Raw genomic sequence first — 22154 nt, forward strand, 5'->3', positions numbered from 1 at the left:
AGGGCTGATGCGACTTCGATGAATTCTTCTGTGATTCACATCCGCCTATTCCTAATGCCGTGGCGGTGTGGTCGTGGTGACCGTCGGGGTGACGCCTTGGGCGGGACGAATGCGAAGGTGAGGCGAGATGAGACGACACGTTGCGTGGCGACTTCAGGCGGCGCTGGCCACGGCGGCCGTGGGGATCGCGGTCGGGGTGGCGCTGCCCACCCCCCAGGCGTCGGCCGCGGTCGGCAGCGCCACCGGTTACGCCACCCAGAACGGCGGGACCACCGGCGGCGCGGGCGGGCAGACGGTGCGGGCCACCACGGGGACGGCGATCCACGCCGCCCTGTGTGGACGGGCCAGCAGCAGCACCCCGATCGTCATCGAGGTGACCGGGACGATCAACCACGGCAACACCAGCAAGGTGTCCGGGTCGAGCTGCAACACCGCGGCGGGCGTGATCGAGCTCAAGCAGATCAGCAACGTCACCATCATCGGGGTCGGCAGCGGAGCCCTCTTCGACCAGCTCGGCATCCACATCCGTGACTCCAGCAACATCATCATCCAGAACGTCACCATCCGGAACGTCAAGAAGTCGGGCTCACCCACCTCCAACGGTGGGGACGCCATCGGCATGGAGAGCACGGTCCGCAACGTCTGGGTCGACCACGTGACCCTGGAAGCGTCGGGTGGGGAGTCGGAGGGGTACGACGGGCTCTTCGACATGAAGGACAACACCCAGTACGTGACGTTGTCCTACAGCATCCTGCGTAACTCCGGTCGGGGCGGCCTCGTCGGGTCCAGTGAGAGCGACCTGTCGAACGGCTTCATCACCTACCACCACAACCTGTACGAGAACATCGACTCCCGTACGCCGCTGCTGCGCGGCGGCACGGCCCACATCTACAACAACCACTATGTGAGCCTGCACGAGTCGGGCATCAACTCCCGGGCCGGCGCCAAGGCCAAGGTGGAGAACAACTACTTCCGTGACTCCAAGGACGTCCTGGGCACCTTCTACACCAGCGAGCGCGGCTACTGGCAGGTCAGCGGCAACATCCTCGACAACGTGACCTGGTCCGGCGCCGGCAGCGAGACCTACCCCGCGGGCCCCAACCTGACGTCCACCACCACCGTGAGCATCCCGTACCCGTACCGCCTCGACGCAGCGAGTTGTGTGCCGGACGTCGTCCGGCAGACCGTGGGCGCCAACACCGGCCTGCGGGTGTCGGACGGCGGTTGCTCCCCGCAGACCCCGCCGCCCACCACCCCGCCGCCGACCACGCCTCCGCCCACGACGCCGCCGCCGACCACCCCACCGCCGTCCGGCGGAACCAACCTCAGCATCGGCGCCGGTGCCGACGGCTCCAGCAAGGCCAGTGGGACGAGCTACGGCAACGTGCGCGACGGCGACATCAACACCTACTGGTCACCGGCCGGGTCGACCGGCACCATCTCGATCAAGTGGGGCACCGCCACCCGGGTGTCCCGGGTGATCATCCGAGAGCCGTCCGGCACGCAGGGCTCGATCGGGTCGTGGCAACTGGTCAACAACGACAACGGGGCCGTTCTGGCCTCCGGTAGCGGGGCCGGGTCGATCACCTTCTCCGCGACCTCGTTGAACAAGATCAATTTCAAGATCAACAGCTCCGGTGGTACGCCCAGAGTGGCCGAATTCGAGACGTACGCCAGTTGATCCCGAGTCGAACGGACCGGGCTCGGGCCGACGTGCTGGTGAGCGGTATACCGCAGAGGTATGAATATGACTCTGCGGTATACCGCTCACTGCCGCACCCGCGGCGGTTGCCGTCTGTCGGTTGCGGCCCGCTAACGCCCGCCTGCCGGGGCGTCGAACCGGGTGGCCGGCGCCATCCGGTTCCGCGCCGTCAGCCCTGCTTGGTCTCCCAGAAGATCTTCGAGATCTCCTCGATCTTGCCGAGGAGCCGCTCGGCTACCTCCGGGTCGGCGGCGCCCTTCGCGCCCCCGGCGCCGGCCAGTTTGGTGGCCTCGTTGAAGAGGTCGTGCAGCTGGGGGTACTTCTCGAAGTGGGGCGCCTTGAAGTAGTCGGTCCAGAGGACCCAGAGGTGGTGCTTGACCAACTCGGCGCGCTGCTCCTTGATGAGCAACGCGCGGGTACGGAACTCCGGATCGTCGCTGGCCTGGTACTTCTCGGAGATCGCCTTGACCGACTCGGCCTCGATCCGGGCCTGGGCCGGGTCGTAGACGCCGCAGGGCAGGTCGCAGTGTGCGCTCGCGACGGTACGCGGGCGGAGAAGGCGTGGCAGGTGCATCAGATTCCCTCCGACGACAGGCTGAGGTGACGGACGGGAGGCTAAGACCTCAACCCCACTTCATGTCAACTGTCGCGCGCCGTCGCGGTCCGCTGTCTCCTGACGAGGGTCAGCAGGGCGGCGTGGGTCGGCTCGTCGGCCGCGACGACGAGACCGTTCCCACCGGTGTGCAGCGGTCGGCCGTCGAGCCCGGTGACCACACAACCGGCCGCCTGGCAGAGGGCGATTCCGGCCGCGAAGTGGACGCTGCGGCTCAGGTCGCGGCGGTCCGTCAGGTAGGCGGCGCGGCGGCCGGCGGCGACCCACGCCACGGCCAGGCTGGTGGAGACCACCCGTGGGTGGAACCGGTCGATGAAGTCGTCGTCGGCGAGCATCCGGGCGGCCAGGAAGACGTCCCGGCTGGGAAACGGCGGGTCGAGATTGACGTCGACCAGCTTCGACTCGGCCGATGGGACGACTTGCTCGTCCGTGCCGGCGCAGCGGACGTACGCGGCGCTGCCGTCGGTCCAGAACACCTCACCGCTGAACGGGTCCGCCGACGCGGCCACGGCGCTGCCCGTCCCGGTGTGCAGCGCGACGTTGACCGAGACCAACGTGGTGCGGGCCGCGTAGTTCACCGTGCCGCAGAGCGGGTCGACCAGCCAGGTGCGTCCGTTTCCGCCCGTGCCCGTACGGCCGCTCTCCTCACCCACCACGGCGTCCTGCGGACGCGCGTCGCGTAGGACGGCGAGGACGGCCTTCTCCGCGTCGATGTCGGCGGCGGTGGCGAAGTCGTCTCCGACCTTCCTGAAGCGGGTCAGCGACGACCCGTATCGAGCGCGGACGACTGCGGCTCCGGCCTCCGCCGCAGCGATGGCCAAGGCGTGATCAGTGGTCGTCACCCGTCACTCCGGCAGTTCGGTGATCGCGAACCGACTGACCATCGCCGTCATGATCATCGGAGCGTCGCCGTCGCACTGGTTGACCGAGACCGCCACCCACCGACCCTCGGTCGCCGTGGGGCCCCACACCGTCAGGTCGCCGTAGCAGTCCATGTCGGACAGAGACTGGAACAGCGCCGGCATCGGTGTGCCGGCCTGCTTCCGGAACAGCGGCACGCGCATGGAGACCCTCCGGTGCGGGCCCCACCGACGGTCCAGCTCACCCTCGACGAGGGCCAGGTTCGCCATGGCGGCATCCTCCGCCTCGGTCCAGTCGGTGCCGTACACACCCGTGAGGTCGTCGCCCTCCCAGATCGGAACGATCCGGAAGCCCGCCCCGCGGGTGCCGGTCCACTCCCCGGTGGCCGGGTCTCCCTCGCTGACCGGGTCGCCGTCCGTGGGCAACTCGGCGGCGAGCAGCGACTCGATGTCGGACACCGCCCGACCGGTGTCGAATGCCTGGCCTGCCCTCGCCGTCATCGGGCGGCTCGTCTCACCGCTCGCCCGCGCCCCGTCGTCCGCACTGTCCGCCTCCCTCAGCTCCGATCCCGATCATCGCGCACCTCAGGCCGGTCGTGCCAGGGCCGCTGCCCCGATGCCCGCGGAGATCAGGAGACCGCCGTCTGCACCAGAGCGGTGATCTTCTTCTCCACCTCGGGGCTCCAGCTCTGCAGCGCGTACGCCACCGGCCACAGGTCTCCGTCGTCGAGGTTGGCGGGGTCCTGGAAGCCCAGCGTCGAGTACCGGTAGTTGAACTTCCCGGAGTCCTGGAAGAAGACGACGATCTTGCCGTCCTCGTTCGCGTACGCGGGCATCCCGTACCAGGTCTTGGGCGACAGGTCCGGGGCGGCGGCGGTCACCGTCACGTGTACGCGCTCGGCCAGCGCGCGATCCTTCGGCTCCATCTGTGCGATCCGGTCGAGCACCGCTTGCAGCCCGTCGGCCTTCTTCGCGCCCTTCTTGCCCTCGGCGCGCAGCTCGGCGGCACGCTCCTTCATCGCGGCGCGCTCCTCGGCGGTGAAGCCGTCGGATTCGGTGGCGGTGGTCTTCCCGGACATGTTCGGTCTCCCTCTCGTCGTCCGACTCGGCGTACTGCCGGCCGTCTGGGGAAAGGCTAGGCCGGGCGTACGTCCCGGGGCTTCTCGATTCCTGATCGGTGCGGAGCCTCCGTCACCTGCCCGGATCGTCACGTTTGCTCACGTACCCGGTCGCTGACTAGGTTTACCGCCTCGGCAGGACGACCGTTGCATGGGGGAGAAGAGGGAATGGGCACCACCGCCGACCGGTTGGCGACGGCGTACTTCGACGCCATCGAGGCCCTCTGCCGGGTGACCCCGAAGGGCTGGTACGCCGAACGCGGCACCGCTCGTGCGGGGATCACCCACGCCGGCCTCGCGTCGCTCAACGGGGTGTTCGCCCTGACCACCGACCCGGATCTCGAGTCACTCGACGCGTTGGCGATCGAGGTGGCCAGGCAGATCCCGCACTGGTCGATCATGGTTCGGGGTGCGGCCGGCGAGCCGGTCGTCGACCTCGCGGCCCGGCACGGGCTGCGCGAACGTAGCGTCATGCCCTTCCTGGCCTGCGCCACCGACGACATCGTGTTCCGGCCCGTCTCGACCCAGCAGGCCCTGGTACGCCGGGTCGGCGCCGCCGAGAACGACACGTACACCGACGCTCTCACCGAGAGCTTCGAGGCACCCGAAGGCAGCTTCGGGCCGCTGATGGGCGGAGCGGTCCTCGACACCGACGGCATCACCGGCTACCTGGCCGAGGAGTCCGACCGGCCCGTCGGCACCGCCCTCGGGATGCTCACCTCCGGCGTGATCGGCGTGTTCAACATCGGCGTCGTCCCGTCCGCCCGGGGTCGTGGCCTCGGCCGGACGCTCACCGAAACGGTGCTGCGCGACGGCATCGCTGCCGGCGCGAACGCCGCATACCTGCACACCAGCCCGATGGGCCGGCCGCTCTACGAGTCGATGGGGTTCGCGCTCGTGGAGAACTGGACCATGTTCACGGCGCGGTGACGCCGCCACCGAGCCATTCGTGATGGGGGAGAAGGCCGTGAGCTTCAGTGAGGACGTGCGTTCGGCCTTCCGGCGGGGCGAGACCGACGCCGTGGTGCGCATGAGTGAGGCCGAGATCGAGCGGGCGCAGGCGGCCGGTGACCCGGCAGGCGAGGTGGAGGCCCGCTACAGCCTCGCCCGGGTCGCCATTCGCGGCGGTGATCTGCCCGGCGGGGAGACCCGTGCGCGGGCGGCGCTGGAGGTGGCGCTGCGCTCCGGCGACCGCAGCCTCGAGGAACGGCCGAGGCACGTCCTGGCCGCCGTCGCGCGGATGTCCGGCGACCTCGCTCGCGCCCGGGACCTGTACCGGGAGAGCATCGCGCTCAACGAGACGCTCGGCCGACCCCAGACGGTCAACTCCGAGTACCACAACCTGGCGTTCTGCGAGCTGGGGCTGGGCAACCTCGACGCGGCGAGGACGCTGTTCGCCGAGAGCCGCGAACGGGTGTTCCGCAACGACTGGGCCGACTTCGTGCCGTACGTCTGCGTCGCCGGCGCCGCGCTCGCGTCGGCCGAGGGCGACCACTCGCGGGCGGCGCGGATGATCGGTGTCACGGACGCCGCGTTCGCGGCGATCGGCCAGGTGCCGGACCCGGACGACGCGGCCGATCTCGCCACGATGCGCGCCGCCGCGATCCAGGCGCTCGGCCCCGCCGCGTTCGACGAGGGGTACGCCGAGGGCCGGCGCCTCGACCCGCGAACAGCCTTCGGCTACGACAACCGCTGATCGCCCCGCGCCCCGCGCCCCGCGCCCCGCGCGGCCTAGATCCGCGCAACTTCGTGGATGTTGCTGCCTCCGGAGCTCGTGAGACAGCAACATCCCTGGGGTAGTTCCATCCTGAGTTGGCTGGTCAGGGGGTCTTGACGGTGCGGGGGTGGCGGGGATGGAGCAGGTCAACCGCTGGTGATCTTCGCGGTGATCGTTTGCCGGTGGTGACGGTGTGGCGTGCAGAAGATAGATGAGCCCTCGGCCAGGGTGTTCGGTCGTGACACACAAAAACCCGGTGGCCGAGGGCTCGCCGCTTGTCTACCAGTCGAGCCTTGCGCTGTCCACGAAGACCCTGACCCTGGTCGTCAACGCGATCCGTCAGCACCGCTCACGGGTGCGTTCCCGATGGCGCAAGTTGTCCGATCACCGCGCGGCGATGATCGTGCTGGCGGTATTGCGCCATAACCAACGCCCTCACGACCTGGCCGCCGGCAACGGCATATCCGCCTCCACCGTCCGTCGATGGGTCGCGCAAGTCATCGCTGTCCTGGCCGCTGAGATGCCCCGCCTGTCACGGGTCCTGCGCCGCGCCCGCCACCACAGCGAGGTAGTCCTGCTCGACGGCACCCTCATCCCGGTCCAACGCCCCCACGACCGACACCGCCGCCGCACCCATTACAGCGGTAAACACAAAACCTTCGGCCTACTCGTCCTCGCCATCACCGACCTCAACGGCAACCTGCTCTGGACCTCCGCAGCCCTACCCGCACGCACCGCGGAAATCACCGCCGCCCGCCGCAACCGCATCCCCGCACACCTACGCGCAGCCGACCTCGCCGCCATCTGCGACCTCGGCTTCACCCGCCTCGACGACCAACCCGGCATCAGCCACACACCTCGCCCCCGCGGCGCTCACCCCGGCCACCCCCACGACCAACCCACCATCATCACCGGCCGCCGCGCCGCCCGCGGCAAACCCCTCACCCGCCACCAAACAATCGTCAACACCCTCATCAGCCGCGAACGAGCAACCAACGAACACGCCTTCAACGACCTCAAGAACTGGCGAATCCTCGACCGACTACGCGGCAACCACCACCACGCCACCACCCTGATCCGCGCACTCACCGTCCTCACCCAAACCCACACCACCCGCTAACCACCCACGGCAAACGATCAACCCAAAGATCACCTCACCACCAACCTGGACCTCCCACCCACCACCACCAACCGTCAAGACCCCCTGACCAGCCAACTCAGGATGGAACTACCCCCCTGATGTTGCGCGGATCTTGGGCGCGTGGGCGCGCGGCGCGTGGGCGTGCGGCGCGCGGGGCGCCCGGCCGGACGGCTAGGACTGCTCTCGGGCGGCGGCGATGATTCGTCCACGTTCCGACTCGGGGAAGCGGTCGAGCATGGCTCGCGCGTCGTCGGCGCTCACGTTCGCGCCGAACAACTCGCTGCCCGGTTCGAGGCGTACCCCCTCGGCCAGCGGGCCGGCGACGACCGGATCGAAACCGAGTGCGTCCACCAGGGACGCGACAGCCCTGACGTCGGTGGTGTCGTCACCGGCGACCACGATGGCCTTGCGGTCGGTCGTTCCCGCCGGCCGCGCCTCGTCCTCGAGGTCGTGGTAGCCCATGTGGTTGAACGCCTTGACGACACGTGAGTCGGGCAGGAACGCCTGGACGGTCTCACTCGACGAGGTACGCGGGTCGGTGAGGTCGTCGCGGATGCCGTCGATCTCCCACCAGTAGTTCATGGCGTCGACGACGAGCTTGCCGCGCAGCGCGTCGGCGGGGACGCTGCGGTACTTGCCCAGTGGCAGGGCGAGGATGACGACGTCGGCGCGTGCCGCCGCGTCGAGGGCCGTGGTGGTCTCCGCCCCCGGGGCGAGGACCTCGACGGTGAGCGCGATCTTCGCCGGGTCGCCGGAGCCGGCCACCAACACCCGGTAGCCGGCGGCGACGGCGAGGCGGGCCAGCACCGTTCCCACCTTGCCGGCCCCGAGGATGCCGAGGGTCGTGGGCCGGTCGTTGTCGTTCATGTCGTCCTCTCGGTGCTGACGGGTCGATCAGGCCAGGATGTCGCGGACCATGGGGATCACCTTGGAGCCGTACAGCTCCACGGCGCGCATCCGGGCGCTCGCCGGTTGCGCTCCGGCCGAGTAGATGAGATCGAACCGGCCGACGCCGAGGCTGCGGATCGCCTGGGCCATCCGGCGGGCCACCGTTTCCGGGGATCCGATGTAGAGGGAACCGTTCTCCACCTCGGAGTCGAACTCCTGGCGGCGGATCGGCGGCCAGCCCCGCAGTCTGCCAATCCGGTCCCGCATGACCCGGTAGTGCGGCCAGTAGATCTCCTTGGCCTCCTCGTCGGTGTCGGCGATGAAGCCGGGCGAGTGCATCCCGACCGGGTGCGCGGTCGTGCCGAGCTGGTCGGCCGCGCGGCGGTACAGGTCGATGTAGGGCGCGAACCGCTCGGGAGCGCCACCGATGATGGCGAGCATGAGCGGAAGGCCGTACTGGGCGGTGCGGACGACCGACTGCGGTGAGCCGCCGACGCCGACCCAGGTGCTCAGGTGACCCGACTCGGTCTTCGGGAAGACGTCGGCGTTCTCCAGTGGCGCCCGCAGGGTGCCGCTCCAGGTGACCGGCTTCTCGTCCAGCAACTTCACGAACAGTTCGATCTTCTCCTCGAACAGCGTGTCGTAGTCGCGCAGGTCGTACCCGAAGAGGGGGAACGACTCGGTGAACGAGCCGCGACCGAGGATGACCTCGGCCCGACCGTTCGACAGCGCGTCGACGGTGGCGAAGCGCTGGAACACCCTTACCGGGTCGTCCGAGCTGAGCACTGTCACGCCGGAGGCCAGCCGGATCCGGGAGGTACGGGTGGCGATGCCGGCCAGCACCGTCTCCGGCGTCGACACCGAGTACTCCGGCCGGTGGTGCTCACCCAGGGCGATGACGTCGACGCCGAGTTGGTCGGCGAGCACCGCCTCGTCGACGACCTGCCGGATCGCCGCGGCGTGGGAGACGAGCTTGCCGGAGTCGTCCTGCGGTACGTCGCCGAACGTGTCGAGGCCGAACAGAAGGTCAGACATTGGTGGGCTCCTTTGCCAACAACTCGCGGACCCGCGGCGCGACCTCGCTGCCGAGCAGTTCGATGGTGCGCGCGCGTGCGTCGCGGGGGAGGTGCATGATGTCGTACTTCAGGTCGAAGCGGCTCAGCCTCAGGTCGCGGGCGACTCCGGCGATCTTCTGCGCCACCGTTTCGGGCGATCCGACGAAGAGCGCCCCGTGGTCGATTTCCGCCTCGTAGCGTGCGCGGTCCGGTTTGTAGAAGCCACGTTCCTTCGCGAGCGCCGCCACGACCGGCTGCCAGTACCGCCACCACGTCTCCACCGCCTCCTCGTCGGTGTCGGCGACAAGGCCGAGAGAGTGCTGCCCGATTGGCTGCGGGGTATGCCCGAACTGTTCGAGCGCCTTGGCGTAGAGGTCCACGTGACCGGCGAACCGCTGGGGTCGCCCGCCGATGATCGCGAGCATGAGCGGGAGTCCGTGGCGTGCGGCGCGGATCACCGAGTTCGGGCTTCCCCCGACGCCGATCCAGGTCGGGATGCCGCCGGGTTGCATCCGGGGGTGCAGGCGCTGCTCGACCAGGGCACTCCGCACGGTCCCGGACCAGGTGACCGGTTCGTCCCGCTGCAGTCGCAGGAACAGATCCAGCTTCTCCTCGAACAGCCGCTCGTAGTCGGCCAGGTCGTAACCGAACAGCGGGAACGACTCGGTCGCCGAGGCACGCCCGAGGACCATCTGGGCGCGGCCGTTCGAGACCGCGTCCAGCGTCGCGAACTCGTGGTACAGGCGTACCGGGTCGTTCGTGCTGAGCACCGTGACCGACGTGCCGAGGCGAATCCGCTCGGTCGCCGTCGCCGCTGCCGCGAGCAACACCGGTGTCGCGGAGTCGTTGTGACCCTCCCGGTAGTGCTCACCCAGGCTGAATACGTCGAGTCCGACCGACTCGGCGAGTCGTGCCTCGGTCACGAGCAGCCGTACGGTCTCGGCGTCGCTCAGGACGCGGTCGCCGTCGGTGGCCACCTCGCCGAACGAGTTGAGCCCCAGCTCGAAGTCTGCAGCTGCCATCGTCTCCTCCTCGGTGCTCTCGCAGCCGGTGACCCACGGAAGCGGACCTACCGGTTGACGTGTCAATGATGCTAACTTGGCGATTGACGCGTCAATTCCCGGGAGATCGAGATGACGGACACCACACCCGGCCGGCGGGGCGGACGCCAACTCCCGACCGCGGAAGAGTTGCGGATCTGGCGGGACTTCATCGAGACGACGGCGGCGCTGAGCTCCCGACTCGAATCCCGTCTCCAGGGCGACTCCTCGCTCTCGACCGGGGACTACGCCGTGCTCCTCGCTCTCAGCGAGGCGGAGGGGCAGTCGATGCGGTCGTCCGAACTCGCCGCACACATCGGCTGGGAGCGCAGCCGCCTGTCCCACCACCTGGGGCGGATGGAGCGGCGCGGTCTCATCCGCCGCCAGGAGTGCCCGACAGTGCCCCGCGGGGCGGAGGTGCTGCTCACCAAGGCCGGCGCCGAGGCGTTCGGAGGGGCCACCTTTCCGCACCTACGCGCCATCCGCGAGCTGTTCGTCGACGCCCTCACGCCGGAGCAGATCGTCGCGGCGGGCGAGATCGCGGCAGCGCTGAAGAGGAATCTCGACGCCCTCGACAAGGGGTGACCAAGGGTCATCGTGACTTGTGGTGATCAGTTGATTGCCTAGAGCGACAGCAGGGTGGTCCAATCCTCCAGGAACCCGCCACTCCGGCCGCCGACCGGCGGACTGGGGACGGCTGCGCCGCTCGGGAGGTACGCCCATGATCGAGACCGCCACCGCAGGGACCCGACCGATTCCACCGAAGCAGCGGGCGGAGTCGGTGCTGCCGGAGTTACGCGAGATGTGGTGGGAGACCGGGGTTCGGGCGCGGGCGGAGGCCGGGGTCTTCGCCGTGTTCGCGGAACTGCCCCGGCTCGTCTGGACAGCCCTGGGCATCAGTTGGCGCGCGGACCGACTCCGTACCGGCGTGGTGGCCGCCGCGACGGTCGGCGCGGGGGTGATGGCTGCCTTCGGCCTGTTGGCCACGCAGCGGGTGCTGGTGGAGCTGTTCGCCGGCGGGCCGACCGCCGACAAGGTGCGGGCCGCGCTGCCCGCCCTGGCGGTGTTGGCGGCGACCGTCGCGCTCCGCGCCGGCATGGGCATCGCCACCGGGTACGCGCAGAACGGGCTGACGCCCCGGGTGAGCCGCGAGGTGGAGCGGGGCCTGTTCGAGGTGTCGACGGCGGTCCGGCTGGAGGCGTTCGACGCCGACGCGTTCGCCGACGACATGGAACGGGCCTCCCGGGGGACCGAGTCGACGATCGGGCTGGTGCAGGCGTCGATGAACCTGCTCGCCGGGTTGGCCGGGCTCCTGGCCGTGGCGGCCGCCGTCGTCATCATCCACCCGTTGCTGCTGGTGGCGCTCATCGTCGCCACGGTGCCCAACGCCTGGGCGTCGCTGCGGTCCGGGCACCTGCGGTATCGGACGTACACCGCCGGTTCGGTGCGCCGTCGCCGACTGTGGTTGCTGCACAAGTTGATGGCCGAACGCGCCTCGGCCCCGGAGCTGCGCTCGTACGGGCTGCGCGGTTTCCTGCTCGACCAGTACGACCGGGTGATGCGGGTGGAGACCGACATCCAACTCGCCCTCGCCCGCCGGGTCACCACGACCACCACCGTCGGGGCGATCATCGGCGGTCTCGCCACGGGCACCGTGTACGTCCTGCTCGGGTTGCTGCTCCTGGACGGGCAGATCCCCCTCGCCGCCGCGGCGACCTGCGTCATCGCGGTGCAGTCCGCCCAGCGGTCCCTGGCCATCGCGACCTTCCAGGTCGACCACGTCTACACCGAGGGGCAGCACTTCGGCGACTACACGGGCTTCATGGCGCGGGCTGCCGCGTACCTGCCGAGCACCACCCGGCCCGGTGCCGACACCGAGCGGTTGCGGGAGCTGAGCGTCCGGGGGGTGAGCCTTCGCTACCCCGACCGGGACACCCCGGCCGTGGACGACGTCACGTTGTCGATCACCGCTGGGCAGACCGTCGCGTTCGTCGGGGAGAACGGCTCGGGCAAGACGACCCTCGCCGCGATGATCGCCGGGCTCCGCGCCCCCAGCGAGGGTGCCGTCGAGTGGAACGGCCGACCGTTGTCGGAGTGGGACGTCGGCGGGCTGCGCGCCCGGATCGCCGTGGTGACGCAGGAATACCACAAGTGGCCGTTCACCGCCGCCACCAACATCGCCATCGGCGACGTCGAGACCGAGGCCCGGCAGGAGCGCATCGAGGCCGCCGCCGCCCGCGCGGTGGCCCACCACATGATCAACGAACTACCCCACGGGTACGAGACACTGCTCGACCGCACCTTCGCGCGGGGCCAGGACCTCTCCGGTGGGCAGTGGCAGCGGATCACCGCCGCCCGGGGTTTCCTGCGCGACGCCGAACTGCTGATCATGGACGAACCGTCCTCAGCGCTCGACCCCCGCGCGGAGGACGCCCTGTTCCAGGCCATTCGCGACCGGAGAGGACGAGCCACGACGATCCTCATCACGCACCGACTCGCGAACGTCCGCCACGCCGACCGGATCTTCGTCCTCCACCACGGTCGGCTGGTCGAGGCCGGCACCCACGACGCCCTGGTCGCCACCGGCGGCCGGTACGCCGAACTGTTCGCCCTCCAGGCCGCCGGCTACGACACCAGCCCGGTCGACGAACCCCGGCCGTCCTCGACCTCGGGCTGATCACCAACGCCGGGACGGACCGGCCGCTCCATCGACGGCACGCGGCGGTTCGGCCGTTCACCATCGACGGTGGGGAGGGTTAGGCTGCGGTCCATGTCGGGGTCGCGGTGGCGTGGTCGGTCGGCGGACGTCGCCCTGGTGCTCGCCGTCGGTCTGGTCGCCCTCGTCGGTCTGGTGGTGCAGTCGCGCGGCATCGACACCGCCGCCGAGTGGGCGGCACTGCCGGTGGTAATGCTCTCCTCGGCCGCGCTGTCCGTCCGCCGCCGTCATCCGGTGCCGGTCGGTGTCGTGGCGCTCGCCGCCGTCGGCGCGTACGGGGTGTTGCTGCACAAGCCGGGCCCGATCATGTTGGTGTTCGTCGTGGCGCTCTACACCGTGGTCGACCAGGGCCACCTCCGGGTCGCCGTCGGGCTCGGCCTCGCCTCGGTGATCGCCTTCGCCGTCGCGGACAGCTACAACCGATCCCCGGACACCATGAACGGGGCGACGCTGCTGCACGCCGGTTGGCTCGTCGCGGTCATCGTCGGCGTGACCCGTAACCGTCGGGCCTACCTCGCGGAGGCGCAGGCCCGGGCGGCCGCTGCCCAGCAGCGGACGGAGGAGGAGGCGCGGCGACGCGCCACCGAGGAGCGACTGCGCATCGCCCGCGAACTGCACGACATCCTCGGTCACCACCTGTCGTTGATCAACGTGCAGGCCAGTGCCGCGCTGCACCGGCCGGACCCCACCCGCTCCGAGCAGGCGCTCACCGCGATCAAGGAGGCCAGCAAGGAGACGCTGCGTGAGTTGCGGGCGACGCTGGGCACCCTGCGGCAGGAGGGTGAGGCGTCGGTCGTGCCCGCGCCGGGCCTGCACCGCCTCGACGATCTGATCACGACGGCCGGGCGTTCCGAGGTGGACATCCGAGCCGAGTTAGCGGAGATCGGTTCGCTGCCGCCGGAGGTCGACCTGGCGGCGTACCGGATCGTCCAGGAGGCGCTGACCAACGTGACCCGGCACGCGAGGGCCGCCAGCGCGGTGGTCCGGGTCCGCTCCGACTCCGACGACGTGCTGATCGAGGTGGAGGACGACGGCACCGGCGCACCGGGCGCGCCGGGCAGCGGAATCCTCGGCATGCAGGAGCGGGCCCGTGCGCTGGGCGGTTCACTGACGACGGGTACGCGGCCGGACGGTGGATTCCTGGTCCGCGCCCGCCTGCCGCTGCGGCCCAGCCCGACGCCGACGGTGGAGCCGGCATGATCCGACTGCTGATCGTCGACGACCAGACCCTGGTACGCGCGGGCTTCCGTTCCATCCTCGACGGCGAGGACGGCATCGAGGTGGTCGGCGAGGCCGCCGACGGGTCCGAGGCGGTGCGGCTCGCCGCGCAGTTGCGCCCGGACGTCGTCCTCATGGACATTCGGATGCCGGTGCTGGACGGCCTCGCCGCCACCGGGAGGATCGTCGCGGCTTCCGACGCCCGCGTGATCATCCTGACCACGTTCGACCTGGACGAATACGTCTACGGTGCGTTGCGGGCCGGTGCGAGCGGTTTCCTCGTGAAGGACACCGAACCGGCGGAGCTGATCCACGGGGTCCGGGTGGTCGCCCGGGGTGACGCGCTGATCGCGCCGTCGATCACCCGCCGACTGATCGCCGAGTTCGCCACCCGGGCGACACACCCGGACCCCGGACCACGACTGAGCGTGCTCACCGAGCGGGAACGTGAGGTGCTCGCCCTGGTCGCCGCGGGCCTGTCCAACGACGAGATCGCCGCGCGGTTGGTGCTGAGCCCGGCCACCGCCAAGACCCACGTCAGCCGGATCATGACGAAGTCGCAGGTGCGGGACCGGGCCCAGTTGGTGATCCTCGCCTACGAGTCCGGGCTGACCGTCCCCGCCTGGCTGGCCCGTTCCTGACCCGGCCTCACACGCTCAGCCGGCCGGTGCGGCGGGAACGGGCCAGGGCGAGCCCGCCGAGGACCACGCCGCCCAGCCCGACCACCAGCGCCACGAAGGCGCCGCCTCGCCCGTTGCCGGTGCCGACACCGCCGTCGGAGGTGGCCACCACCAGCGCTCCGAGCACCAGACCGGCCAGGCCGGTCGCCAGCGCCAGCACACCTCCGAGTCGCCCGGAACCGGTGCCGACGCGACTGGTTGGACGGGCCAGGGCCAGTCCGCCGACGACAGTGCCTACCAACCCCAGCAGAACCGCCACGGTGGCACCGAGCCGCCCGGAACTCATGGTGAGAGCAGTGGCGGCGTCGGGCTGGGCGGAGAGGTGCGCGGCCGAGTCGAGCGGTGCGGTCACGGCGGCGGCGAGCAGATGGTGAACGGACATCACGTTTCCCCTTGCGCGGCAGGACGGTTGACACGCAGCAGCGTATGAACGGGAGTGCGTGTCAGTCGTCATGCCGGAGATGCCGATGGCCCTACCACCGGGGAGGTACGCGTGCACACCGCCGTACCGCCGGGGTTGTCCTCGACCGGGCGGGGTCACCCCCGCCAGGTGTCGATGGTCTTCACACCGTCGCGGACGACCCGGTCCATGATGGTGGGGTTGCCGCTGGTGCCCTCCCACCCCTGGTCGTCGAAGACCGTCACCACGTCGTCGACCCGGGCCACGGCGATCTGGCTGGACGAGTTCCCGCCGGTGCTCTCGCCGTGCATTGTCCCTTTCCAGTTGCGCGTCAGCAGCAGCGCCTCGTCGCCGACGCCGGGCAGGGGCTCACTTTTGACGGTGATCGGGTTTCCGGACTGCTCGTAGGACGGGCACGCCTGGACGGCGGTCCGCAGACGGGTCAGGTACGCCGAGGCGCCCTCGCCATCGAAGGTGAAGATGACCTGGTGGATCATGCCCTGCGGCACGTTGCTGGCCGGAGCGCCGGCCTTCTGGTAGGTGTTGGTCATCGCGGCGCTCGCGGTGACCTGCCGACCTCCGGTGCCGAACTCGTTGCCGCACAGCTTCGGTAGGGCCTCCGCCACGTCCGTCCCCCGCCGGGGGGACTTCCGCAACTCGGTCGGCAACTCGACGAAGGCCGACGTCGGGATGGTCGTCGGAGTGCCGGCGCTCGGCGTCGGCGCGCCGGTCGGGGTCGCTGATGTCGAGGCGACAGTCGGCGCCGCCATCGAGGGAGTCGAATCCGGTGTGTCCTCGGTGGACGTGCAGGCGGCTAGTGCGACCCCTCCCACCAGCGGAAGCAACGCGAGGACGCGGCGCGTACGGGCGGTCGGCATCGGTCGGTGTCGGCTCATGATCCTCCCTCGGTTGTCCCCGGCAGTTCCCTGCGACGAGTCGGCCGAAACGACCACAGGCCGCGAGAGACACCACCATCCCCGATGGTGAGCGAATCTCGGCGGTGCTCGGCATCCGCACCCTCGACCGGATGTGACGAGGCAGCGCCCGGTCAGCGAGCCTTCTTCGTCGCCCGCTTCCGGGGCGGCGTCAGCAGGTCGGCGATCTGGGCGATGGCGGAGGGCACCAGGCGGTAATACGCCCAGACCCCGCGCTTGTCGCGCTCCAACAGGCCGGCCTCGGTCAGGATCCGAAGGTGATGGCTCACTGTCGGCTGGGAGAGGTTGAGCGCCCCGGTGAGGTCGCTGACGGAGGCCTCACCGTCCGGTGCCGACTGGATCAGGCTGAGCAGCCGCAGTCGCGCCGGATCGGCGAATGCCTTCAGCACCCCGGCGAGTCGCTCGGCATCGGCCCGCTTGATTGGGTCGCCGGTGAGCGGCGAGATGGCAGGCATGGCAGTTTTCGCAGTTCCCACGCTTGCCATAGTGACACCAACACCATCAATAAACCGGTAGAAACCGACACCAGTACCCCGATGGCGTCCGGATGGCTGAACGGGACAGCCGATCGTGAGTCGAAGACCGACGTCCGTGGTCACGTAGGGACCGTGTGGGGCTCCGCCGCGCCCCACACGGTCCCTACGCCGACGTACGCGTCGTCGGATCAGCCGGGCCGTCGGGTCAGCGGCGCGGCTTGGGTGCGATCCGAGGCAGCACGTACGGCGGCCCAGCAAAGATCAGGTCGGACTTCAACTCGTTGTACGCCCGCTTGGGCTGGTAGTTCTCGTCGTAGATGGTGGCCAGGCCCTCCGGCGGGTCGTTGAACCAGTCCGGCACCCAGGAGTACTTGTCACTGAAACCCCAGACCGTGTACGACAGGCAGCTCCGCACGGCGAGGCATGCCTTCATCAGCACGCTGAAGTTGGCGGCCGACGCCTGCAACCGGGGGTTGATCTCCTCCGAGTTGCCGGCCCGGACGGCTTCCGTCATCTGGCTGCGGACGTCGACCTCGGTGAACGCGGTGGCGACGCCGAGCCCGCTGAACTTCTTCAACGCGGCCGTCACCTGGAGGGTGTCGAAGTTGCCGTACTGCGTGCCCAGGTGCCCCTGGGCGCCGACGCCGTCGATCGGGACGCCCTGGGCGCGCAGGCTCTTGGTCATGTCGTAGACGAACTGCGTCTTGTCGTCCGCCGGGTTGCCGGAGCCGAAGGCTTCGATGTTGTAGTCGTTGTAGAACAGCAGGGCCTTGGGGTCGGCCGCCCGCGCCCAGCGGAACGAGTCGGCGATGTAGCCGGGCCCGAGGTTCTGCGCCCAGAAGCCCTTGTAGTGCAGGGTCGACGGGGTGTCCCACGGGTCGCTGACGGCCTCGTTGACCACGTCCCACTGCCAGATCTTGCCCTTGTAGCGGTTGACCACGGTGGTGATGTGTTTGCGCAGCAGCTCGCGTAGCTCCTGCTTGCTGATCGAGCCGTCGGCGACGCCGCTGGTCAGCCAGGCGGGCAGCTGGTTGTGCCAGACCAGCACGTGACCGCGCACGCTCTGCCGGTTGCGCTTGGCGAACTCCACGAACTGGTCGGCCGCCGCCCAGTCGTAGGTGCCGCGGGTGGGCTCCAGGACCTCCCACTTCATCACGTTCTCGGCGGTGACCGAGGCGAACTCGGAGGAGGCCAGCGCGCGGTACTGCGGGTCGCCGGCGTCGTTGAGGGCATCCATGTTCACCGCGGTGCCGACGTGCAGGCCGTGGCGGAGGCCGAGAGCGCCGAGGCTCTGCGCCGTCGGGTCGTACGGCCGGCTCGCGGTGGCCGGCACGGTGTTCAACGCCGCGACGGTCGCGACGGCGACCACTCCGACGGTGGTCCACTGTCTCAGCTTCATGTGCCTTCCTTTCCAGACCCTTGATCGACAACTGTCGATCAAGAAGGTGCGGGTCCGGTCTTGGCGGATGGGGGAGCTGGTTCGGGGTGAAGCGGCCATGTTCCTGCTCGGCGGCCGGTAGTTCCGGCCGGTGACCGAAACCTGCTCGAAACGTTAAGGCCGTCGATGTCCGGGCGTCAACGCTGAAAACTTCCGGAAATTCGTCATATGACCTGCGCAGGCAGGCTCAGCGGCGCCGCGAAACTTCCGGAGGTCGATGGCCTGCTGCTTTCGGCGCGTCACCGGTCCGTCCGATACCGTCGCTCACCTGATCGACCAGCGCCCGTAGGCGTGCCGGCCGGTGGCCGACACGCCTGGCGTCGCTACGGAAGCCGGCCCGCGCGGTCAGCGCAGACCGGCGAAGAGGTCGTCCTCGGGGATCGGCGCGCCCGTGCGGTCACGGACCCGCAGGAAGGTCTCCACGCCCATCAGCTCGGTGAACCGGTCGCGGCCCAGTTGCAGGAAGAAGATGTTCTCGGTCTGACTGGCGTGCGCGGCCAGCGCGTCGAACTTCTGCCCGCCGTAGCTGTTGGCGTCGACCCAGGTGGTGATCTCGTCGTCCGGCAGGCCGAGCGGCGGCACCGACTCGTCCGGCTCCGCCCAGTCGACGCCGAGATCCCGCATGACCCGGCCGAACTGCTCGAACGCCGTGCGCGGCACGGTGGTCCAGTAGACCTTCGCGGGGCTGTCGGTCAGCTCGACGGCCGCCATGGTGATCCGGTGTGCCTGGATGTGGTCCGGGTGGCCGTAGAAACCGTTCTCGTCGTACGTGACGATCACATCTGGTTGGTATCGCCGAATCAGCTCGGCCAGTCGGCCCGCCGCCTCCGCCACCGGCGTCGTCCAGAACGCGCCGGGCTGGTCGTTCGTCGACCAGCCCATCATCCCCGAGTCGGCGTAACCGAGCGTCTCCAGGTGGCTGACCTTCAACACCGCGCAGCTCGCCTCCAGCTCGGCCCGGCGCATCGCCACGACAGCGGCCGGGTCGTGCCCCGGGTCGCCCGGCTTGACCCCGCCCGGGCCGTCGCCGCACCGCCCGTCGGTGCAGGTCACGAGCACCGTCGTGATCCCCTCGTCGGCATAGCGGGCCAGCACGCCACCGGTGCTCGACGCCTCGTCGTCGGGGTGGGCGTGCACCGCCATCAGGGTCAGAGGTCGTTCAGCCATGCCATCACCCTACGGTCCGGCTCCGACGGCCCGCCGGGACCCAGCGGACCTCGCCCGGGAAGCGCGACCGCATCGTACTCAGCTCGGCATCGGCCCGGCGGAGCTTGGGCGATCCGCCGTCCGGTGCCGTACCGGCTCCTACAGTCAGCAGGACCAGCGGGTCACAACAGGTCGGGACGCGGAAAAGAGGTCGATGACGGTGGCCGGTGCGGGATCGTTCACCGACGTGCGGCAGATCGATGCCGGGGTCCTGAACGTGGGGTACGTGGACGCCGGGCCGCCCGACGGCCCCGCCGCGATCCTGCTGCACGGCTGGCCGTACGACATCCACAGTTTCGTCGACGTCGTACCGCTGCTCACCGCCGCCGGTTACCGGGTCGTCGTGCCGTACCTGCGGGGCCACGGCTCCACCAGGTTCGTCTCCGCCGACGCGATGCGCAACGGCGAACCGGCGGCCATGGGGCTCGACCTCATCGCGCTCATGGACGCCCTGCGGATCGACAGCGCGAAGCTGGCCGGGTTCGACTGGGGCGCGCGTACGGCGGACGTGGTGGCCGCGTTGTGGCCGGAGCGGTGCCAGGGGCTCGTCTCGGTGAGCGGTTACCTGATCGCCGGCCAGGAATCGGGCAAGGCCCCGTTGCCGCCGAAGGCGGAGCTGGCGTGGTGGTACCAGTACTACTTCGCCACCGAGCGTGGCCGGGAGGGCTACGAGAAGAACCGACGCGACTTCAACAAACTGATCTGGCACACCGCGTCGCCACAGTGGACGTTCGACGACGCGACGTTCGACCGCAGCGCGACGGCGTTCGACAACCCCGACCACGTCGACATCGTGATCCACAACTACCGGTGGCGGCTCGCCCTCGCCGACGGCGAGCCACAGTACGACGAGGTGGAGAAGCGCCTGGCCGCGCAGCCGAAGATCACCGTACCCAGCATCTCCCTGGAGGGGGACGCCAACGGCGCGCCACACGTGGAGCCCAACATCTACGCCAAGCAGTTCACCGGGCGCTACGAGCACCGGACCATCGGCGGCGGTGTCGGGCACAACCTGCCGCAGGAGGCGCCGCAGGCGTTCGCGGACGCGGTGCTGGAGGTCTGACGGAGCCCGTCAACCTGGGCGGCCCGGCCGCTGCGGGTCCGGACGCTCCACGCGGACGGGATCGCCGCGGACGAGGTCGTCGTGGATGCGCCAGCGGGCGGTGGTGACGGCACGTCGCGCCACCTCGTCGCCGTGCTCGACGCGTTGCCGCAGCAGGTTCAGGGCGATCCGCCGATTGAGGCTGAACTGCCGCTCCTCGTCCACGACCACGACGATGCCCGAGGGGCGGTGCGTCGCCCGTACTGCAGTGCTGGCCTTGTTCCGATGCTGACCGCCGGGCCCTCCGGTGCGGCAGCCGACGATGTCGACCTCCGCCTCCGAGAACGTCGTCGGCACCGCGTCGAGGCGGGGTCGCTGGGCGGTGACGTACCAGTTCTTCCGGCCGGTGCTCGTCCGGTAGGGGCTGGGGGCCTGCCAGCACAGCGTGCCGGTCCACGAGGCGGCGAACGCCTCCGCGTCGACACCCGAGATCTGGATGAGCACCGACCGATGGCTGCCGGGCCGGTCGCCGGGCACCGCCTGCACCTGCTCGATCGTCACTCCTCGACGGCTGCCCTCCGCAGTCAGGCGGTGCAGGAGCTGGGTCAGCGCCCAGGCGCATTCCCGTGGGCCACGCCCGGCGGACAGCAGCAGGAGCACGCTCACGACCGCCCCCGCCCACCACGGTGGCCCCGCCGGTCGGTCCGGGGCGCGGGCCCGAGGTCGGCCGTCTTGTAGGTGACCAGCGGAATCGTGCTGGCGACCGGCGTGGCCAGGTGGTGCTCGACGAGGTCGGCGATCACCTGCTCGATGCGCTTGTACGCGGTGGGCGCCTCCTCGAAGAGGAGTTGACGGTCACCACACACCACAAGTGAACCCAGCGGCGTGCGGCGTAGCTCCTCGACCGTGTGCTTGGCCCGACCCCGCCGCAGCGCGTCGGAGCGCGACATCTTGCGGCCGGCGCCATGCGCGACGGAGTGGTTGGCGGCCGGTCCGGCGTGGGCGGCCACCAGGTAGGACGGTGTTCCCCGGGTGCCGGCGACCAGGACGTCGCGGCCGTCACCCGGCGCCGCGCCCTTGCGGTGCAGGTAGACCCCGTCGCGGATCTCGACCAGGTTGTGGCACTGGTCGACGATCGGATCGGAGGGTTCGGCCCCCAGCGCGTACGCGACCCGGGCGGCGAGGACCCGGCGGTTGAGCGAACCCCAGCGCACGGCGTCGTCGTGCATCGCCAGGTAGGCGGCGGGATCGGGAGCGGCACCGGCGCCGTGGGCCTCGGTGTGCGTCCGCAGGATCCGTTCGCCCAGACCACGGGAGCCGCTGTGGACGACGAGCACCAGGTCGTCCGCGTCGACCCCGAGACGAGCAGCGTGGCCCGGGTCGAGGACGGGCCCGACCCGGGCCAGCTCGACGAAGTGGTTGCCACGGCCGACCGTCCCGAGACCGTCGAGGTGACCGGCCGGGACGTGGCCCTCGACGACCGCCCAGGCGGGGTCGTCGGCGTCGAGGGTCCGATCGAGGTCGGGGAACCGTGCGGCCAGCCGCTCCGGTACGGCCCGCTTGAGCTTGATGGGGAACACGGCGATGCCGCAGCCGATGTCGGACCCCACCAGGAACGGGTACAGCACCGTCGACGCCATGGCCGCACCGATGGGAGCGCCCTTGCCCGGGTGCAGGTCCGGCATCCCGGCGACGTGGATCATGCCGTCGAGGGCGGCCACCTGCTGGCACTGGGCGAGCGCGTCGGATTCGATCCAGCTCGTGGGGGAGGCGAACACCGTGACGGTGGCGGGGTTTGCGGAGGGCAGAGACTGGTGCTGGATCAAGGAGAGCTCACTTCTGACTGAGAACGTGGCAACGGACGAGTCACGCCGCCCGGGAAGGTGTCACCGGGGGCGGAGGGGAAGTG

At 70.0% G+C, this 22154-nt stretch carries 23 protein-coding genes; 9 read left to right on the forward strand and 14 right to left on the reverse strand.

What is annotated here, in order from left to right:
- Positions 1–127 precede the first annotated feature (127 nt).
- The gene (locus tag O7616_RS14200) at positions 128–1681 is read left to right on the forward strand and encodes a pectate lyase (RefSeq protein ID WP_282307217.1); all 1554 of its coding nucleotides are present in this window, start codon (positions 128–130) and stop codon (positions 1679–1681) included.
- Between the two features lie 190 nt (positions 1682–1871).
- Here O7616_RS14200 and sodN read toward each other — a convergent pair whose 3' ends face one another.
- The 4 genes from sodN to O7616_RS14220 form a co-directional block, all read right to left on the reverse strand.
- Positions 1872–2276, reverse strand: a complete 405-nt coding sequence (gene sodN, locus O7616_RS14205; protein WP_282261403.1) for a superoxide dismutase, Ni — start codon at positions 2274–2276, stop codon at positions 1872–1874.
- A gap of 65 nt (positions 2277–2341) precedes the next feature.
- The gene (locus O7616_RS14210; protein ID WP_282307218.1) at positions 2342–3157 is read right to left on the reverse strand and encodes an inositol monophosphatase family protein; all 816 of its coding nucleotides are present in this window, start codon (positions 3155–3157) and stop codon (positions 2342–2344) included.
- Between the two features lie 3 nt (positions 3158–3160).
- Positions 3161–3676, reverse strand: a complete 516-nt coding sequence (locus tag O7616_RS14215) for a hypothetical protein (RefSeq protein WP_282307219.1) — start codon at positions 3674–3676, stop codon at positions 3161–3163.
- A 128-nt stretch (positions 3677–3804) separates the two neighbouring features.
- Positions 3805–4254 (reverse strand): hypothetical protein, encoded by a 450-nt coding sequence (locus O7616_RS14220; RefSeq protein WP_282307220.1) that lies wholly within the window; start codon positions 4252–4254, stop codon positions 3805–3807.
- Between the two features lie 207 nt (positions 4255–4461).
- On the opposite strand from O7616_RS14220, the gene O7616_RS14225 reads away from it, so the two are divergent.
- The 3 genes from O7616_RS14225 to O7616_RS14235 all read left to right on the forward strand — a co-directional run bounded on the left by O7616_RS14225 (position 4462) and on the right by O7616_RS14235 (position 7130).
- The gene (locus tag O7616_RS14225; protein WP_282307221.1) at positions 4462–5223 is read left to right on the forward strand and encodes a GNAT family N-acetyltransferase; all 762 of its coding nucleotides are present in this window, start codon (positions 4462–4464) and stop codon (positions 5221–5223) included.
- A gap of 37 nt (positions 5224–5260) precedes the next feature.
- On the forward strand, positions 5261–5989 hold the full coding sequence (locus O7616_RS14230) for a tetratricopeptide repeat protein (RefSeq protein ID WP_282307222.1): 729 nt from the start codon (positions 5261–5263) through the stop codon (positions 5987–5989).
- 259 nt (positions 5990–6248) lie between these two features.
- Positions 6249–7130 (forward strand): transposase family protein, encoded by an 882-nt coding sequence (locus O7616_RS14235; RefSeq protein WP_282303345.1) that lies wholly within the window; start codon positions 6249–6251, stop codon positions 7128–7130.
- A 192-nt stretch (positions 7131–7322) separates the two neighbouring features.
- Here the strand turns inward: O7616_RS14235 and O7616_RS14240 are convergent, their stop codons facing one another.
- The 3 genes from O7616_RS14240 to O7616_RS14250 are packed head-to-tail and all read right to left on the reverse strand — an operon-like array spanning position 7323 to position 10116.
- A complete protein-coding gene (locus tag O7616_RS14240; RefSeq protein ID WP_282307223.1) occupies positions 7323–8018 on the reverse strand; it encodes an NADPH-dependent F420 reductase in 696 nt (231 codons plus the stop codon).
- Positions 8019–8045: 27 nt separating this feature from the next.
- Complete coding sequence (locus O7616_RS14245) at positions 8046–9074, reverse strand: LLM class flavin-dependent oxidoreductase (protein WP_282307224.1); 1029 nt, start codon at positions 9072–9074, stop codon at positions 8046–8048.
- Positions 9067–10116: an LLM class flavin-dependent oxidoreductase gene (locus O7616_RS14250; protein WP_282307225.1), complete on the reverse strand. Its 1050-nt coding sequence runs from the start codon at positions 10114–10116 to the stop codon at positions 9067–9069. Before O7616_RS14250 ends, O7616_RS14245 begins: the two co-directional genes overlap by 8 nt.
- Positions 10117–10227: 111 nt before the next feature.
- Between O7616_RS14250 and O7616_RS14255 the strand changes: the two genes are divergently transcribed.
- The 4 genes from O7616_RS14255 to O7616_RS14270 all read left to right on the forward strand — a co-directional run bounded on the left by O7616_RS14255 (position 10228) and on the right by O7616_RS14270 (position 14709).
- Positions 10228–10719: a MarR family transcriptional regulator gene (locus O7616_RS14255; protein WP_282307226.1), complete on the forward strand. Its 492-nt coding sequence runs from the start codon at positions 10228–10230 to the stop codon at positions 10717–10719.
- A 136-nt stretch (positions 10720–10855) separates the two neighbouring features.
- On the forward strand, positions 10856–12811 hold the full coding sequence (locus O7616_RS14260; RefSeq protein WP_282307227.1) for an ABC transporter ATP-binding protein: 1956 nt from the start codon (positions 10856–10858) through the stop codon (positions 12809–12811).
- A gap of 93 nt (positions 12812–12904) precedes the next feature.
- Entirely contained in the window at positions 12905–14050 is a 1146-nt protein-coding gene (locus O7616_RS14265; protein WP_282307228.1) for a sensor histidine kinase, read from the forward strand.
- Positions 14047–14709, forward strand: a complete 663-nt coding sequence (locus O7616_RS14270) for a response regulator transcription factor (RefSeq protein ID WP_282261386.1) — start codon at positions 14047–14049, stop codon at positions 14707–14709. Before O7616_RS14265 ends, O7616_RS14270 begins: the two co-directional genes overlap by 4 nt.
- 7 nt (positions 14710–14716) lie before the next feature.
- On the opposite strand, the gene O7616_RS14275 is transcribed toward O7616_RS14270, so the two are convergent.
- The 5 genes from O7616_RS14275 to O7616_RS14295 form a co-directional block, all read right to left on the reverse strand.
- Positions 14717–15130, reverse strand: coding sequence for a DUF6223 family protein (locus O7616_RS14275; protein ID WP_282307230.1), 414 nt, complete (start codon positions 15128–15130; stop codon positions 14717–14719).
- Positions 15131–15285: 155 nt separating this feature from the next.
- Complete coding sequence (locus O7616_RS14280) at positions 15286–16044, reverse strand: hypothetical protein (RefSeq protein ID WP_282307231.1); 759 nt, start codon at positions 16042–16044, stop codon at positions 15286–15288.
- A gap of 152 nt (positions 16045–16196) precedes the next feature.
- Positions 16197–16538: a metalloregulator ArsR/SmtB family transcription factor gene (locus O7616_RS14285; protein ID WP_088990648.1), complete on the reverse strand. Its 342-nt coding sequence runs from the start codon at positions 16536–16538 to the stop codon at positions 16197–16199.
- Positions 16539–16764: 226 nt separating this feature from the next.
- On the reverse strand, positions 16765–17958 hold the full coding sequence (locus O7616_RS14290; protein ID WP_282307232.1) for an endo-1,4-beta-xylanase: 1194 nt from the start codon (positions 17956–17958) through the stop codon (positions 16765–16767).
- Between the two features lie 384 nt (positions 17959–18342).
- The gene (locus O7616_RS14295; protein ID WP_282261379.1) at positions 18343–19164 is read right to left on the reverse strand and encodes a PIG-L family deacetylase; all 822 of its coding nucleotides are present in this window, start codon (positions 19162–19164) and stop codon (positions 18343–18345) included.
- Positions 19165–19363: 199 nt separating this feature from the next.
- Between O7616_RS14295 and O7616_RS14300 the strand changes: the two genes are divergently transcribed.
- Entirely contained in the window at positions 19364–20266 is a 903-nt protein-coding gene (locus O7616_RS14300; RefSeq protein WP_282307233.1) for an alpha/beta hydrolase, read from the forward strand.
- Positions 20267–20275: 9 nt separating this feature from the next.
- Here the strand turns inward: O7616_RS14300 and prfH are convergent, their stop codons facing one another.
- Together prfH and O7616_RS14310 are read right to left on the reverse strand one after the other, a co-directional pair.
- On the reverse strand, positions 20276–20911 hold the full coding sequence (gene prfH / locus O7616_RS14305; protein WP_282307234.1) for a peptide chain release factor H: 636 nt from the start codon (positions 20909–20911) through the stop codon (positions 20276–20278).
- A complete protein-coding gene (locus O7616_RS14310; protein WP_282307235.1) occupies positions 20908–22071 on the reverse strand; it encodes an RNA ligase RtcB family protein in 1164 nt (387 codons plus the stop codon). Before O7616_RS14310 ends, prfH begins: the two co-directional genes overlap by 4 nt.
- Between the last annotated feature and the right edge of the window lie 83 nt (positions 22072–22154).

Source organism: Micromonospora sp. WMMD964, from assembly GCF_029581455.1.
Lineage (GTDB): Bacteria > Actinomycetota > Actinomycetes > Mycobacteriales > Micromonosporaceae > Micromonospora.

Excerpts from the sequence above, each read along its gene's own strand:
- O7616_RS14200 (WP_282307217.1), top strand. The coding sequence starts at position 128 with ATGAGACGACACGTTGCGTGGCGACTTCAGGCGGCGCTGGCCACGGCG.
- sodN (WP_282261403.1), bottom strand. The coding sequence starts at position 2,276 with ATGCACCTGCCACGCCTTCTCCGCCCGCGTACCGTCGCGAGCGCACAC.
- O7616_RS14215 (WP_282307219.1), bottom strand. The coding sequence starts at position 3,676 with ATGACGGCGAGGGCAGGCCAGGCATTCGACACCGGTCGGGCGGTGTCC.
- O7616_RS14220 (WP_282307220.1), bottom strand. The coding sequence starts at position 4,254 with ATGTCCGGGAAGACCACCGCCACCGAATCCGACGGCTTCACCGCCGAG.
- O7616_RS14225 (WP_282307221.1), top strand. The coding sequence starts at position 4,462 with ATGGGCACCACCGCCGACCGGTTGGCGACGGCGTACTTCGACGCCATC.
- O7616_RS14240 (WP_282307223.1), bottom strand. The coding sequence starts at position 8,018 with ATGAACGACAACGACCGGCCCACGACCCTCGGCATCCTCGGGGCCGGC.
- O7616_RS14245 (WP_282307224.1), bottom strand. The coding sequence starts at position 9,074 with ATGTCTGACCTTCTGTTCGGCCTCGACACGTTCGGCGACGTACCGCAG.
- O7616_RS14250 (WP_282307225.1), bottom strand. The coding sequence starts at position 10,116 with ATGGCAGCTGCAGACTTCGAGCTGGGGCTCAACTCGTTCGGCGAGGTG.
- O7616_RS14255 (WP_282307226.1), top strand. The coding sequence starts at position 10,228 with ATGACGGACACCACACCCGGCCGGCGGGGCGGACGCCAACTCCCGACC.
- O7616_RS14260 (WP_282307227.1), top strand. The coding sequence starts at position 10,856 with ATGATCGAGACCGCCACCGCAGGGACCCGACCGATTCCACCGAAGCAG.
- O7616_RS14265 (WP_282307228.1), top strand. The coding sequence starts at position 12,905 with ATGTCGGGGTCGCGGTGGCGTGGTCGGTCGGCGGACGTCGCCCTGGTG.
- O7616_RS14270 (WP_282261386.1), top strand. The coding sequence starts at position 14,047 with ATGATCCGACTGCTGATCGTCGACGACCAGACCCTGGTACGCGCGGGC.
- O7616_RS14275 (WP_282307230.1), bottom strand. The coding sequence starts at position 15,130 with ATGTCCGTTCACCATCTGCTCGCCGCCGCCGTGACCGCACCGCTCGAC.
- O7616_RS14280 (WP_282307231.1), bottom strand. The coding sequence starts at position 16,044 with ATGAGCCGACACCGACCGATGCCGACCGCCCGTACGCGCCGCGTCCTC.
- O7616_RS14285 (WP_088990648.1), bottom strand. The coding sequence starts at position 16,538 with ATGCCTGCCATCTCGCCGCTCACCGGCGACCCAATCAAGCGGGCCGAT.
- O7616_RS14290 (WP_282307232.1), bottom strand. The coding sequence starts at position 17,958 with ATGAAGCTGAGACAGTGGACCACCGTCGGAGTGGTCGCCGTCGCGACC.
- O7616_RS14295 (WP_282261379.1), bottom strand. The coding sequence starts at position 19,164 with ATGGCTGAACGACCTCTGACCCTGATGGCGGTGCACGCCCACCCCGAC.